The organism is Mycobacterium sp. pUA109 (assembly GCF_041287095.1).
Taxonomy (GTDB): domain Bacteria; phylum Actinomycetota; class Actinomycetes; order Mycobacteriales; family Mycobacteriaceae; genus Mycobacterium.
Genome location: NZ_JBGGKS010000017.1, coordinates 14734 through 28349 on the forward strand (window position 1 = coordinate 14734; position 13616 = coordinate 28349).

Annotated in this window: 12 protein-coding genes; 8 read left to right on the top strand and 4 right to left on the bottom strand. The window is 66.0% G+C overall.

What is annotated here, in order from left to right:
• Positions 1-459 precede the first annotated feature (459 nt).
• Positions 460-1671, bottom strand: a complete 1212-nt coding sequence (locus ACAG26_RS19110) for a phosphotransferase (protein ID WP_370484641.1) — start codon at positions 1669-1671, stop codon at positions 460-462.
• 154 nt (positions 1672-1825) lie between these two features.
• Positions 1826-3526 carry a phytoene desaturase family protein gene (locus ACAG26_RS19115; RefSeq protein WP_370484642.1) on the bottom strand — a complete coding sequence of 567 codons (1701 nt, stop codon included), beginning with the start codon at positions 3524-3526 and terminating at the stop codon, positions 1826-1828.
• Positions 3527-3755: 229 nt separating this feature from the next.
• On the opposite strand from ACAG26_RS19115, the gene ACAG26_RS19120 reads away from it, so the two are divergent.
• Together ACAG26_RS19120 and ACAG26_RS19125 are read left to right on the top strand one after the other, a co-directional pair.
• Positions 3756-4523, top strand: a complete 768-nt coding sequence (locus ACAG26_RS19120; protein WP_370484643.1) for a TetR/AcrR family transcriptional regulator — start codon at positions 3756-3758, stop codon at positions 4521-4523.
• Positions 4520-5209, top strand: coding sequence for a TetR/AcrR family transcriptional regulator (locus tag ACAG26_RS19125; RefSeq protein ID WP_370484644.1), 690 nt, complete (start codon positions 4520-4522; stop codon positions 5207-5209). Before ACAG26_RS19120 ends, ACAG26_RS19125 begins: the two co-directional genes overlap by 4 nt.
• Here the strand turns inward: ACAG26_RS19125 and ACAG26_RS19130 are convergent.
• Positions 5191-6216, bottom strand: a complete 1026-nt coding sequence (locus ACAG26_RS19130) for an AraC family transcriptional regulator ligand-binding domain-containing protein (RefSeq protein WP_370484645.1) — start codon at positions 6214-6216, stop codon at positions 5191-5193. The genes ACAG26_RS19125 and ACAG26_RS19130 overlap by 19 nt on opposite strands.
• A 189-nt stretch (positions 6217-6405) precedes the next feature.
• Here ACAG26_RS19130 and ACAG26_RS19135 point away from each other — a divergent pair, with 189 nt between their 5' ends.
• Positions 6406-8031 carry a PEP-utilizing enzyme gene (locus tag ACAG26_RS19135; RefSeq protein WP_370484646.1) on the top strand — a complete coding sequence of 542 codons (1626 nt, stop codon included), beginning with the start codon at positions 6406-6408 and terminating at the stop codon, positions 8029-8031.
• A 34-nt stretch (positions 8032-8065) separates the two neighbouring features.
• Positions 8066-8524: a nuclear transport factor 2 family protein gene (locus tag ACAG26_RS19140; protein WP_370484647.1), complete on the top strand. Its 459-nt coding sequence runs from the start codon at positions 8066-8068 to the stop codon at positions 8522-8524.
• A gap of 44 nt (positions 8525-8568) precedes the next feature.
• On the opposite strand, the gene ACAG26_RS19145 is transcribed toward ACAG26_RS19140, so the two are convergent.
• Positions 8569-9213, bottom strand: a complete 645-nt coding sequence (locus tag ACAG26_RS19145; protein ID WP_370484648.1) for a TetR/AcrR family transcriptional regulator — start codon at positions 9211-9213, stop codon at positions 8569-8571.
• A gap of 210 nt (positions 9214-9423) precedes the next feature.
• Here ACAG26_RS19145 and ACAG26_RS19150 point away from each other — a divergent pair, with 210 nt between their 5' ends.
• The 4 genes from ACAG26_RS19150 (at position 9424) to ACAG26_RS19165 (ending at position 13603) form a co-directional block, all read left to right on the top strand.
• Complete coding sequence (locus tag ACAG26_RS19150) at positions 9424-10410, top strand: phosphotransferase (RefSeq protein ID WP_370484649.1); 987 nt, start codon at positions 9424-9426, stop codon at positions 10408-10410.
• Complete coding sequence (locus ACAG26_RS19155; protein WP_370484650.1) at positions 10407-11525, top strand: TIGR03857 family LLM class F420-dependent oxidoreductase; 1119 nt, start codon at positions 10407-10409, stop codon at positions 11523-11525. The genes ACAG26_RS19150 and ACAG26_RS19155 overlap by 4 nt, the downstream gene beginning before the upstream one ends.
• Complete coding sequence (locus ACAG26_RS19160; protein ID WP_370484651.1) at positions 11518-12663, top strand: LLM class flavin-dependent oxidoreductase; 1146 nt, start codon at positions 11518-11520, stop codon at positions 12661-12663. The genes ACAG26_RS19155 and ACAG26_RS19160 overlap by 8 nt, the downstream gene beginning before the upstream one ends.
• Before the next feature lie 64 nt (positions 12664-12727).
• Positions 12728-13603: an alpha/beta fold hydrolase gene (locus tag ACAG26_RS19165; protein WP_370484652.1), complete on the top strand. Its 876-nt coding sequence runs from the start codon at positions 12728-12730 to the stop codon at positions 13601-13603.
• Positions 13604-13616 lie beyond the last annotated feature (13 nt).

Below are 13616 nucleotides of genomic sequence, written 5' to 3' on the forward strand. Positions count from 1 at the left end.
TATGTGTCAGCGGTCACCTCCGCAATCACTAGATCGCCCGGGTCGCTGCCTTGTCATGGCGGCCGATACTGACTGTGTCACGCGCTGATTAGCTGAGCTCCGGTCGCTCGCGCATATGTCAACGTCTGTTCCCGGAACAACGGTATCGCTCTGATGTTTAGATAAAAATCGCCCGGTAGCAGCCAGTCGAGCATCCTGACGGCGCGGCGGTGGCTACCGGGGCGGAAACCTCGGCGATGGATCGGTTACTCGCGGCGGCAGAGTCGCATCTACCGCATGCGATCGAAATACCGGACTATACAACGTATTCCAACGCAACACTGGGCAGGTTTCGTAAGAGAATGTACCAACGTCAGTTTCAAGAAGAAGAACGCGGTTCAATCTCGCCGTCGACGTCGAATCCGCCACTGGTCGGATGGGGCCGAATGTTGGCCGAGTGCCGGTGTGCCTGGGTTGAAGTCAAATGCCGAGCGCGCCAAATGCGTCGAGGTCGTCGACAGCCGCGGCAGTGCGCCGGATGATCGCCTTGCAGCGGTCGACGGGCTGCATCTCCGGCTGGTACCAGGCCCGTCCGATCGTGAACAGCCAAGCGGTCAGCGGCCAGAAACTCTGCTGGCGGTAACTGAGCCAGGCCTCCTCGAAACTCGGTGCCACACCGCCGTGTTCGGACAGTGCCCTCAGATAGGTCTCCATCAGCCCGCGTTCCCACTTGCGGCGATCCTCCGGTTCGCAGGCCGAGTTGACGGCGTAGGCGAAGTCGAAGGCCCAGCCGCCACGAAGGCAGTGGTGCCAGTCGGCGTAGCCCATCTTGCCCTCGGCCGTGACGTAGGTCTGCCCGACGTGGGCGTCACCGTGCAGCAGGGTCTGCGGCATCTCATCGGTGCCGATATTCAGCGAGCGCACGGTGGCCTCGTAGATGCGGTCCGCCTGTCCGTGCAGCCGTGCTGGGATTTCCTGCGCGGCACGGTCCATGCCGACCGCGGCTCGATCGCGCGCGGCGACCATCGCGGACGCGCGGTCGATGTACTGACGAAGGGTGCGTAGCACGGTGATGGCCGGGTCTTCCCAGAGTTGGCCGTGCATACAGGCCAGCGTGCCTACGAGGTCGTGCATCTGATCTTCGGTGAGCCGTTCGGTCGGGCCGACGAATCGCGCTCCCCGCGTTGCGACGATGTCCTCCATGATCGTGATCGAGCGCCACGAGCGGTTGTCGGCCTTGGCCCAGTACCCGCGGGGAGCTTCCATCGTGGTCTTGTCGCGCAGCGACATGTAGAAGTGTTCTTCGCCGTGCAGCACGCCGGCGCCACCGGTGAGTAGGCGCTGGCTGACCTTTGTGCCCGCCTTGGTGAACAGTTCGGTCGGCAGGCCCGCCCGTTGTCCTGCGTCGTTGTAGACGACCCGCAGCGCGAGACGCTCGGTGCTACCGCTGCTGCCGCCAGGGTTGCTGAAACTCACCACGTTCGCACCCGGCACTCCCCGGCACAGCACCGCCGTCAGCCACTCCGGTGTGACGTGGGCACCAGAGATCGGCACGTCGTCGGCCGTGCGCGGGGTCGGCGGGTGAACCTTTTCCGCCAGCGCACAGCCCAGCACCCCCATCGCTTGCACGCCGAGGGCTGCCCGCGGGTCACGCTGCAGAAACTCGTTCACGGAAGAGCCGAAAGCAGACATGGCAGTCATTTTGTTATCCAATCTTTTTGGTTCTGGTGGGAATGTAATGGGCTGGATACCGCCATGCCGCTTGCAGCCACGCACATATTTCATCGTCAAACAAACCGACCTCAGGCGCCCGCCGAGGCGATCATCCCGAAGTTCTTTCCGGTGCCTAGCCGGTGGGGAAGGGGTCGTTCTGGCCGCTGGAGTACGGGTCCACATCAGCTTTCTTGCGGGTGGTCAGCAAGTCTTTGAGTGCGCCGAGGCGTCCGCCCTTGTCCTGGATCTTGAAGTGTTTGAGCATGATACGTGCTGCATTCTGGCCGGGCATACCACTGATACCAGCCACGGGGTGGGTGCCCGATCCGGTGAGGTAGAGGCCTTCGACCGGGGTTTTGTAGCCGGCGAAGCCGGCGACCGGCTTGTTGGGGCCGAAGCGGCTGATGGTTGGGTCCACGTGATAGACAGACCCGTCGATGGCCCAGAATCGTTCCTCGATATCCGGCAGTACCAGCGGTCGCACGGCGACCTGCATGTCTTCGACGCCCTTGTAATAGATTTCGGCGTCTTTGATGATGCTGTCGGTGATCTTCTTGCGGGCCACATCCCAACCCTCCTCAGGGAAGGACGGGGTCAGGCCGGTCCAGAACCACCACAGATCCTTGCCCGGCGGCGACATCGACGGGTCGAAGGAGTTGGTGACTTGGGCCAGTCCGGGGATCGCGTCGGGCACCTGGCCGCGCACACAAGCCCTGGCGGCTTCGAGTGCTTGTGCGTAGGTGTGGTAGCAGTTGCACGCTTGGCGCAGGTCGATCCCGTCGTCGCGCCACTTCTCATGTTTGGACATATCGATCCGGCCTGAGAGTGCCACGTTGACCTTGGCGTCGGCGATCCCGCGTTTGCGGGTCGGGATGTGGTCGGCGGCGTTCTGCTTCTTGGGCTCAAGTACACCGCGGGGCAGCAGCCGGGTCAGTGTGGTCCTGGGGCTGCATGCGGTCAACACCGCACGGCGGGCATGGATTTCGGCGCCGCCTTTGATGCGTACACCGGTGCACCGGTTGTTGGTGACGATCAGCTCCTCGACCGGTGAGCTGGTGATCACGTCGCCGTGGTTGTCTTTGATGACGCCGATCAGGGCTTTGGGCAGCGAGCCGGTGCCGCCGTGGAACATCGCCACCCCGTACTTGGACAGCACCCCCAGATAGATCAGCGACCAGCCCGACATGTCGGCGTCGAACGGCATGAACGGCAGACTACTTAGCATCGGTGCGCGGATCATGTCGTGCTCAAAGCTCTCCTCGACGGCCTCGGCTTGGGAGCTGCTCATCCAGCGGCCCAGCGCGGAGAGCTGCTTGCGGTTCTTGGCCAGTGCGCGCGCCGATTTGAGGATGTTCTTGATCTCAGGCTGGGTCACGCTGGTCTGCATCATCGGCAGCCCGATCTCCACAGCGGCGTCGATCACCTCGTAGAGCTCGATCAGCGCGCGGGCGTCCTTTTTGGAAAAGTACGCGAGCTCGGCGGCGGTCTTGCGGGGATCACGCCACAGGCCCAGCGAGGCCCCGTCGGCCGACAGCTGGAAATGTGCCGGGTCGATCACCGTCTGACGCAGGCCATAGTTCCGTGACAGCCCCAGATCCCGGTCGATGGTCGTGGTGCGGAACAACGACGCTTGGATCGATGCCTCGTTGATCATGTACTCCGGCGCCTCTGGCGCAAACGGATTGGTCGACGTCATGCCGCCGGCGGTCGGCGAGGCTTCCACCACCAGGACGTCGAGGCCAGCCTTGGCCAGATACGCGGCCGCGACCAAGCCGTTGTGTCCGGATCCGACGACGATGACATCGGCTTCGCGTGGCACGGAAGAGTCCTGCATGATCTGTCCTTCGATTGCCGGGAGCGGTGACGCGCTCAGGTATGAATCTAATGTTTATTAAATTTTAAGCCGCGGGCTGGGCTGGGGGACGACTTGTCCTGTCCTGCTTTGCCATCAGCGACGGTGGCCTTCCGGTGCCACCAGCTGTACAACCTCGATGTTGCGCAGCACTTCGTGGATCTCGGCGATGCGGCGCTTTCGGCGAAGTCGTAGCGACTAGACACACTGTATGCAGAATGCGATCCAGAACACAATCCCCATGGCCGGCGTGCGCCCCATGGACGGGCGACGCGATCCGGGGCAGGCCGGTACACCGCGCCCCGCCGTTATGATCGATGGCGTGTCAGCAGCGCTTCCGAGTCGACGGCAACGCGCTGACAGCGTCGTCCGGCGGAACCAGACGGTTGCCTCGGAGTTCCAGCGTCGACTCGCCGATGCGATTGAACGGTTGGTCGACGAGGGCGCGAGTTACGCACAATTGAGCGTTGAACGACTCGTCGGCGAAGCCGGCATTGCGCGTTCGACATTTTATAAATACTTCGGAGACAAAAGTGGGCTCCTGTCGAACCTCGTCGGTGCTGTTCAAGACGATTTCCTGCACGCTGCCGACGCATGGTTGGAGCTGACCGCCGGAGCCTCTAAATCTGATTACGAAGCGGCGTTCGCGGCGATATTCGACGCTTACCGATCCCACCGGGTCGTCATGCGTTGTATTGTGGAACAGGCCAACCAAGATCCGGTGATCCGGGATCATTTCACCGGAATGATGGCAGCGTTTGTGGCCGCGATCGAGGAACATATTCGGTTGGGGCAAGAGGCCAATGCCATCACGTCCGATCACTCGGCGCATGATCTCGCCCTGTGGTTGACGTGGATGTTGGAGTACGGCCAGTTGCAATTGGTCGGACCCGCGGTCGACCGTGACTTGAAAAAATACACCTCCGCTGTGACGGATGTCGTCTGGAGAGCGCTGTATTCAGAACTGACCGGTCCATGAGCAGAGAGGCGCGGCGCCAACTACCCAACCGTGCTGCTCGCCGGGTCGACACGCTCGGGGCACTCGCCGATGCGGCGGCCGCGTGCGTCGAGGAGGACAATACGAGCTTCGCCGAACTCAGCGTCGAGCGCCTCGCTCGACGTGCCGGTATCTCACGCGCGAGTTTCTATCTGTACTTCGAAGACAAAGGCGAACTAGTTCGTGGTTGGCACCAGGAATTCGACGCTCAAGTGACCGCCGGCTACGCCGAGTGGTTGAATGTATCCAGCCCAGGTCGCTCGGCCGTCTCAGGAGCGCTCGAAGAACTTGCCGTAATTCATCGCAAGAGTCGGACCGTACTGGCGGCGATACAGGAAATGACGGCGCATGATCCCCACCTTCGTCACGAGCGCGTCGAAGCCTTTCAGCGCAAACGGGGGGAGCTGAGACGGCATATCATGCGTGGTCAACGGGAGAATTGGATAGATGCCGACCTCGCCCCGGATGCAACGGCGGCATGGCTGATATCGATGGTCGATCGCGTCATGCAGCAAGTGGTCCCCACTTGTGGTGACGCAACGTCACTGATCGACACAGGCGCCGAAATCGTGTGGCGGACGCTCTACGCGTCTCCGAATCGACGAGATCTCGCTGGGGGTTGTCCATCCGCAGCACCGGCGGCGGGCCGTCAGCTGCGGAGAAGGTAGGCGCTGGGGGAGTGGCCGGTCCATCGGCGAAAAGCTCTGCTGAAACTGGCTGGGTCCGAATAGCCCAAGCGGTGGGACACCTGGGCGACAGTGAGTTCGCCGGTGTCCAGTAGTTCGAGGGCTAGGCGATGACGGACCTCTTCACGAAGGGCTCGAAATGAGGTCCCTTCCGCGCTGAGCTGGCGGCGTATGGTGCGGGGGTCGACGTGGCGGTCCGCGGCGACGTCCGCCAGGGTCGGTGCCGATGCGGGCCTGCGGTGCAGCGCGTACCGGATCCTGCCCGCGAGTCCGGCGTGGCGGGCGCGGCGTACCGCGAGATCGACGCATTGCCGCTCCACGGCTTCGGCGGTGAGGGGATCCGCCATCGGCAGCGGGCGGGTGAGCGTGGCCGTGTCGAACACGAACGCGTTCCGGTGGCTGCCGCCGACGCTAACCGCCTGCGGAAGGGCAGCCCGCAGAGCCTGCCGCCGTTCGGCCGGCAAGCTCGTCTCGAGAAGAAGCGGCAGCTGCTGTCCGACGATGCGCCCGATGGCCGTGGCGGTGCTGGTGAGGTCCCGTTCGAGGATGAAGTGGTAGACGGCCGGGCTCAGTTCGGAAGCGTCGAGCTCGAGTCGCGCTGACCCGGGCCGGCGGACGAGCGTCGGTCGCATGAAGATCCAGGACAGCTTGCCGTGACCATGGCGCAGCGCGATGTCGAGCAGATCGCTGACGGTGGGGCTGAGCAGCATGGCGAAACCCCATACCCCGAGCATGCCGACGGTCAGCCGTCGTCCGGCGGCCACCCCCAGCCCGGGCCGATCACCGCCGAGGCGTACCAGGTTGCGGATGACGGTCATCTCTTGGGCAGCATCGACGATTGTGTCCGCGTCCGTCAGGGAGGACGGGGACAGATCGCTGCCATCCAGCAGGTCGGCGATCGGGATGCCAAGTTCGCGCGCCACCTCGAGCAGGACACGGATGCCGGACACGCCACGTGGGAAGTCCCAGGAGGCGGCGGTGGTGCTCATGGCCGGGACGTTAGCCGCCGATGTCCGAAAATGCTATGACTGGGTCCTTGGATGTCCTGTTCGGAGGCCACGAGCGTCCCTAGCATCAGTCAGCATGGCGAGCGCAGTCGTCCCGGTTCGGGATCCACTTGGGCGCCCGCCGTTGACTGCTGGGAATCTGATGTTTGCCGGAATACCTCAGGGCCGGCAATGACTCCGCTGGACCCGGTCGGGGTCGTGGACGGCGAGTGGGACAACGAGGCATGGTGGAGCACCTCCAACATGGGCGAGGCGGTCCCCGGCGTGCTCACCCCGCTGAACTGGACGTTCTGGGGCCAGAGCAGCGAACATGCGCTGCGCCGGGCCTTCGTGTCGTTCGGTGCCCTCGAAAAGGCGCACGTCCAGGTCCCCATCGACTCGGCCCAGCGGATCATGGGCGTGTTCCACGGGCGCCTCGCTGCCAAGGTCAGCTTCCTGGGGGACATGGGCGACCGTCTTCCCGGCACGACCGGGGCGGCGGTCGCCGAACAGATCCTCGGAACGCTGCCCGACGACTTCCGCAGCCGGCCCACCCGACGCCGGCTACCGATCATCGCGGCGAGGCTCCCCGCCGCCGCCCTGTCGGCGCCAACGCGCGTACGACGGTTGCGCACCACCACAACCCGATGGTGGGAGAACCAGGTCAGTTCCGTGGGCCGGATGGATCTCGGCGCAGCCCGGGCACGGTTCGAGGCCGCGCTGCAGCGCTTCGACGACGCCATGTACACCCACATCACCTGTACGTTCGCCGTGGTGCAGCCGCTTTACGATCAGATCCACCGGCTGGCCGAACGCGTCGGCGAACCAGACCTGGCCGACCAGGTGCTGGCCGGCCAGGGCATGCACGTCGAACTGGACATGGTGGACGATCTGTGGGAGCTGTCGCGCGACCGGCTGGCGCTCACAGAGTTCCTGCGGCGGCATGGCTACCACGGGCCCAACGAGGGGGAGATTGCCAGCCGGGTCTGGCGCGAGGACGCTGCCCCCGTGGTCAGCCTCGCCAACGGCTACGCGCGCCGTTCCGAGCGCGAACGACCTGAGGCTGCGATGCGCCGCCGCGTCGAGCAGCGGCGGGCCGCCGAGATGAGGCTGCTCGCCCGGATACCCCGGTCGCGGCGTGCCGGTGCACGGTTAGCGCTCGGGCTCGCCGCGCGCTACGTACCGCTGCGTGGTGTCGGGAAGATCGCGTATCTGCAGGTTCTCGACGTCGCGCGGGCCGCCGCCCGGCGGGCCGGCGAGGAGTTGGCCCGTGCCGGTGTGCTCGTTGACCCCGATGACGCTGCGTACCTCACCGCACGGGAGCTTCTCCGGCTAGGGCGCACCGACCGGGCCAAGACGGTTGTCGCCGAGCGCCGGCGGCTGCACGAGCAGTACCTCACGGAGGCGCTGCCCGGTTCGTGGCGAGGTCTGCCGGCAATCGCGCCCGGCAGTGTCGTCCCGTCCTGTCAGGGGCTCGTGCTGCGGGGCGTCGGCGCGAGCGCTGGTGTCATCGAAGGCCGCGCACGGGTCGTGCTGAACCCGGACTTCGTCGACGTCGACGCCAACGAGATCCTGATCGCACCATTCACCGACCCCAGCTGGGCCTCGGTGATGTTCACCTCCGCCGCCCTCGTCGTTGACATCGGCGGCGTGCTTAGCCACGCCGCCGTAGTGGCCCGCGAACTCGGCATCCCGTGCGTCATGGGCACCGGAGACGGCACCCGCCGGATTAGCACCGGTGACTGGTGCCGGGTCGACGGGTCGAACGGAACGCTTGAGATCATCCGGGCTGCAGACCATTCCGATCCGCAGCAGTGAACCCGACCGCCGCACTGTGACGAAAGGAGCACCGATGGGAGCGACCGCCGTTCCGATCGACGACCGGCTAGCAATCCAGGATCTGGTTGCCCGTTACTCCTACTACTGCGACACTCAGCAGTATCGGAAGTGTGCGGGCTTGTTCGCCGAGGAGGGCCAGTTCGACGAGACCGTCATCGGAATCCCGTTCTGCGACGGTCGGCCAGCCATAGACACCACCTTCCGTGGCATGGAGGGGTTGATTGACTACCTGATCCACCTCACCAGCAACCACCGGATCAGCGACTTCGACGGAGACCAGGCCACCGGAACGGTGCACGTTCACGTCCTCGGCAGGTACCTCGGTACCGACCTGCAGGTCCTCGGTTACTACACCGACGACTACGTCAAACAGCACAACCGGTGGCTCTTTGCGCGCCGTCGACTCGTCGAGATCGCGCCGTCGGTGGGACTTGACGCTCTACAAGCCGACGCGCCAGCCGCCCCCAGTTGAGGGCCCAGCGGCTGGCATGGCCGTCCGGGTCGCGCTGCTGCGTCCTAATCGTGGGGTCGCGGCGGTGCGCTGATACCGTCGATGAGCAAGTCGGCGAGTCGATCGGCCTGGACATCGAGCGCCGGCAGGTCCAATTGGTCGGGCGTGCCCCCACGCATGGACAGGTCAAGTGCGGTCCAAAACGCCGCTCCGAAGGCCGCGCTGATGGCGGTGTCGAGGTCAAAGTCGCGGTGCGGCCAACGGCTCAAGTTGGCCTTGCTGGCTTCAATGGCGGCGTCGATCAGCGGCTGGAAATGGACGGCATAGAACCGGCGGGCCACGTCACGCTCGCCGAACAAGATCACCCCGAGCGCCGGGACCGACTCGGCGAAGGTGCGCAGCAGGGTGCGCATAAACCGGCGGGTGCTCTCCCGTTGCGCGGTACCCGTCGGGTCCGGCGGCAGGGTGCGGACCTCCTCGATGCGCGCCGCCAGCAGCTCGTGCACCGGCGCCATGATCGCTTCCTCGAAGAGCATCTCTTTCGACTCGAAATGCTTGTAGATCAGCGCGCTGGTGACGCCAGCGGCGTCCGCGACGGCCTGAATGCGGGCTCCGGCGTAGCCCCCCTGAGCGAGGAACTCCTCGCGCGCTACGGCCAAGATCAGGCTTCGTCGCTGTTCCATGGACAGCCGCCGTGAAGGGCTTGACATCCGTAGTAACGTAGCAGCGACGAATGTTGGTAACAAGTTACTAACCGCGCGGACGTGTGTCCGAGAACGACCCGCGGCAGCAACGGGAGTCGTGTTATGGCTGGTCAAAAAACTGCGTCGGACGCGGTGGGTTCCGCTGTGGCACCGAGCCTGCGCGCACTTGATCCAAGGTGGTGCGAGCGCGAGCTTCGTTCCCGCGGGTTCCCGAGGGTGAGGGTCACCGAGGTGCGCAGCGAGCCGCTGGCAGTGACCGGCGCAATGGGCGACATCGCCCGGGTCCGGTTTTCATACGCGCCAGGCTCCCCGCCCGGCCCCGCGAGCGCGATCGCCAAGATCCGGGCCGCCGATGAGCGGCGGGCCACGATCGATGCGGCCATGCACCTCTTCGAGCGGGAGTCCCGGTTCTACGCCGGCTTCGCGGACCGGGCCCGTTTGCGCAGCCCCCGGTGCCTCGGTGGCGGAGACGGCTGGACCACCCCGCTGCTGCTGGAAGACCTCGTCGGCTTACGCGCCGGCGACCAGGTGGTCGGGCTCGCGGTCGCGGACGCCGAGCGGGTCATCGATGCACTGGCCGACCAACACGCCGCGTTCTGGAACTCTCCGGTCTGTCAGGAGCCGTGGCTGGTCTCACCCACCGAGCCGGAGCTGGCCGGTGCCATCGCGCAGATGGTGGGTAGCGGGGTACCCGTGCTGCGTGAGCGGTATGCCGATCGGGCGCCGTCCGGGGCGATCGACGCCGTGGAGCGGCTCGCCCCGCGCTGGCTGGACGTTCTGCACGCCTGCGCCGAGGGCCCCCGCACGGTGATCCACAACGACTGCCGGCTGGACAACGTGTTCTTCGATGCCGACGGCGCCCCGATCTTCGTGGACTGGCAGATGATCGGGGTCAGCCGGGGCACCCAGGATCTGGGTAACCTGCTCGCCGGGAGCATGAACCTCGACGACCTACGGCAGCACTGGGAACCACTGCTGCGCCGCTACCACGCCCGGCTGGGTCAGCACGGCGTGCGCGACTACCCGTGGCAGGAATGCGTGTCGCACTACCGCCAGACCATCCTCTACCCGCTCGGCCAGGGCATCGCCCTCATCGGTGCCCTCGCCCAAGCCGACGACCGTGGACTCGCCGACGTTGCGTTGCTGCGCGCCCTGACGCACTGCCACGACCTGAACTCCTTCGACACGGTGGCGGCGGCGTGACCGCGCCGACGACCGCCGCCGCCACGGCCCCAGTCATCGAGGACCTCTCGGCGTACGTGATCGCCGGTCGGGTGAAAGCCCGCCCAAGCCCCGAATCCGAGACCGCGGCCCGCACCCCCGCCCAGGGGGTGGACGACGGGGTGCAGGCTGAACAGATCGGGTTCCGCCGGGTGTTCTTGTCCGAGCGGTGGAATCTGAAGGAGGCCGGCGCGTTGCTGGGCGGCATCGCGGCGCGTACCACCCGGATCGGGGTCGGTACCGGCGTGATACCCCCGGCGGCCCGACACCCGCTGCACGCTGCCGGATTTGCCTCCACCATGCACGGCGCGTACGGCCCCCGGTTCGTGCTCGGCCTGGGCCGAGGCGACAACGATGTGATGCGCGGTCTGGGCATGTGGGCGGCCAACTTCGACGCCCTGCGGGACTACGTCTCCATTGTTCGGCGGTTGTGGGACGGCGAGACCGTCAGTTACGACGGACCGGCCGGCCACTATCCGAAGCTCGCGCTACCCGACCTGCACGACGGCCCGCATCCGCAGATCTGGTTCGGCACCTTCGGTCTGCCCAAGGCAGCCCAGGTCGTGGCCGAGTGCATGGACGGGATCCTCCTGGTGCCCAACATGACCCCGGACGCGACCCGGGCGGCGGTGCAGCGGCTGCGCGAGGCCTGCGAACGCATCGGCCGCGATCCCGCCACCCTGCGCATCGCCCAGTGCGTGGTCACAGCCCCGGAACTCGACGACATCGAGACCCGCCAAATTGTGCACGCCCGCGCGCTGACCTACCTGGAGTCCCCCGGCTGGGGCCGATCCCTGTGCCGGCTCAATGGCTGGGACCCGGCGGTGCTGGACACCATCGCCGCCCACGAACAACTGCGGGGAGCCGACGTCATCGCCGACGCGCGCTACCACCGCTCCGAGCTGATGGAGCCCGCGAAACTGGTGCCCGAGGGCTGGATGCGCGAGTCGGCCGCGTATGGCTCGATCGGTGATTGCCTGACGATGTTCGAACGGTTCCGCGATGCCGGAGCCGACGAACTCGTCACCTACGGCAGCACACCCGGCCAGAACGCCACCCTCGCGCACGCCTGGGCCAACGGAGCCCGGCATGCTTGAGACCTGCGTCGGCGTCTGGACCGACCGTCACTTTCCCGCCGACACCCTCGCCCTGCAGTGCCGCGCACTGCAAGACAGCGGCGTCGTGGACGGGGTGCTGATCCCCGACCAGCTGGCCGGGTTCATCCCCCGCCAGCTGTGGACCCCGGAAAACACCCCCATGGCTGCCGTGATCGGCGACCCGGATTCGGCGATGGATGCGTTCATGGTCGCTCCATACGTGCACGCCGCGGCGCCGAAGCTGAACCTTCACCTGACCACCGACAGTGTGCGCCATGGGCCGGCCGAGCTGATCCAGTCCATGCTGACGCTGGCTCATCTCACCGGCGGCCGAGCCAACTTCCAGATCGGCGGCGGCGAGGCCAAACAGTTAGCGCCCTTCGGGCACCCGACCAACCAGGGCATGTCCCGGCTGCGCGACCTGCTCCGGATCTACCGCGCCATGCTGGAGCACGATGGCCCCTTCGACTACGAGGGCAAGCGCTGGACGTTCAACAGGGCGTTCCTGGGCGGGGCGCGGCAACACCTGCCGACTGTGTGGGGTCTCGGCGGCGGCCCCCAGCTGACCGATTACGTCACCTCCTGGGCCGACGGCCTGGCGGTCGCCATCCCCAACGCCTTGACCACTCCGGAGGCCGTGCACGAGGCGGTAACCGGTATCCGGCGCCAGGTGGATGCGAAGGGCCGCGACCCCGCGAGCTTCCGCATCGGGCTGTGGGCGACTGTGCTGATGCACTCCGACCCTGCCGCCATCGAGCGGGCCTGCCACAACCCGGTGATGAAATTCGTCAGCGCCGCCACCGGCCGCGTCGAGTCTCGACAGTGGGAAGAGGAAGGGCTCGGGCTGCCGTTCCCGCCCGGCTGGACGTACTTCAAGGACCTGCTGCCCTACGCCACGCCGGATGAGCTGGTTAACGCCATCGTGGCGGCGACCACCGAGAAGCACGTCCGGAAGGCCTGGATCACTGGTACGCCAGGCGAAGTCGCCGAGCAGATCGTTCCGTACCTGGAGGCCGGGATCGACTGGGTGATGCCCATCGACTACCTGCCGATCGTTGGGGATCCGGCCGACGCACCCTCCTCGGTGAGCTGGATGGTCGAGCTGTGCAGTGCGCTCAAGAAATCGGCGGGCGCGTAAGTGTCCGCACGCCAGCCGGGGCGGCTGCCGGATCGTAGCTCGGGAACGATCGCGAGGAAGACGAATGCTACCGACACACACGGGGGTCCTCACCGCCGATGACGGTACACCGTTGGCTTGGCAGGTCTGGGACTCCGATAACCCCCCGCGGGCAAGCATCGTTTTCCTGCACGGTGGCGCTGAGTACGGCAGGCGCTATCCGCGGTTGATCACCGCGTTGGTGTCGTGCGGGTGGGCGGTCGTGGCTCCCGATCTACGTGGGCATGGTCGTTCAGGTGGGCGCCGGGGAGGCTTGAAGCGATTCAGCGACTATCTAGACGACCTCGCCCTCATCCTGGACCTGGCCCGCAGGCGGGGCGGCGGGGTACCCCTGTTTCTCGTCGGCTACAGCCTGGGCGGACTGATTAGTGCGTCGTATTCTCTGACGCGCGTTGCCGACGGTGAACTTGCCGGCCTCGTGCTGATCGCGCCTGCCCTTGGGCCCGGCGACAAAGCGCCGTCTGCAGTGTTCGGTGCTGCGCGCGTTATGTCGTTGATCGCGCCCTGGTTGCCGGTTTTCAGGATGCCCGTTGATTCGATGATGTCCGACCCGGCGGTCCTGGCGGCTTACAAGGCCGACCCGCTGGTGCACCATGGATTCTTCACCGCCCGGCTGATCGGTGAGTTCACTGCTGTCATGCGCGCCGTGCCCAACGAGATCCCTAAGCTCGGCACGCCGCTACTGGTGGTTCACGGAGATGCGGACGTGACTGCCCATCCACAGCGCAGCCGCGACTTGGTCGGCGCCGCAACCGTTATTGACAAGACCTTGCTGACCTACCCGGGGATGCGACACGACGTGTGCAATGAGCCCGGAGGCGAGCAGGTGATCATCGACATCACGCGGTGGGTGGCCGCTCGGGTCTGCTATAAGCCAGAGCCACCCGCAGGGATGGTATGAGCGGACAACGCCG

Bases quoted from the DNA above. Each gene is read 5' to 3' on its own strand.
- ACAG26_RS19110 (WP_370484641.1), bottom strand. From the start codon at position 1,671: ATGTCTGCTTTCGGCTCTTCCGTGAACGAGTTTCTGCAGCGTGACCCG.
- ACAG26_RS19115 (WP_370484642.1), bottom strand. From the start codon at position 3,526: ATGCAGGACTCTTCCGTGCCACGCGAAGCCGATGTCATCGTCGTCGGA.
- ACAG26_RS19120 (WP_370484643.1), top strand. From the start codon at position 3,756: ATGCAGAATGCGATCCAGAACACAATCCCCATGGCCGGCGTGCGCCCC.
- ACAG26_RS19125 (WP_370484644.1), top strand. From the start codon at position 4,520: ATGAGCAGAGAGGCGCGGCGCCAACTACCCAACCGTGCTGCTCGCCGG.
- ACAG26_RS19130 (WP_370484645.1), bottom strand. From the start codon at position 6,216: ATGAGCACCACCGCCGCCTCCTGGGACTTCCCACGTGGCGTGTCCGGC.
- ACAG26_RS19135 (WP_370484646.1), top strand. From the start codon at position 6,406: ATGACTCCGCTGGACCCGGTCGGGGTCGTGGACGGCGAGTGGGACAAC.
- ACAG26_RS19140 (WP_370484647.1), top strand. From the start codon at position 8,066: ATGGGAGCGACCGCCGTTCCGATCGACGACCGGCTAGCAATCCAGGAT.
- ACAG26_RS19145 (WP_370484648.1), bottom strand. From the start codon at position 9,213: ATGTCAAGCCCTTCACGGCGGCTGTCCATGGAACAGCGACGAAGCCTG.
- ACAG26_RS19160 (WP_370484651.1), top strand. From the start codon at position 11,518: ATGCTTGAGACCTGCGTCGGCGTCTGGACCGACCGTCACTTTCCCGCC.
- ACAG26_RS19165 (WP_370484652.1), top strand. From the start codon at position 12,728: ATGCTACCGACACACACGGGGGTCCTCACCGCCGATGACGGTACACCG.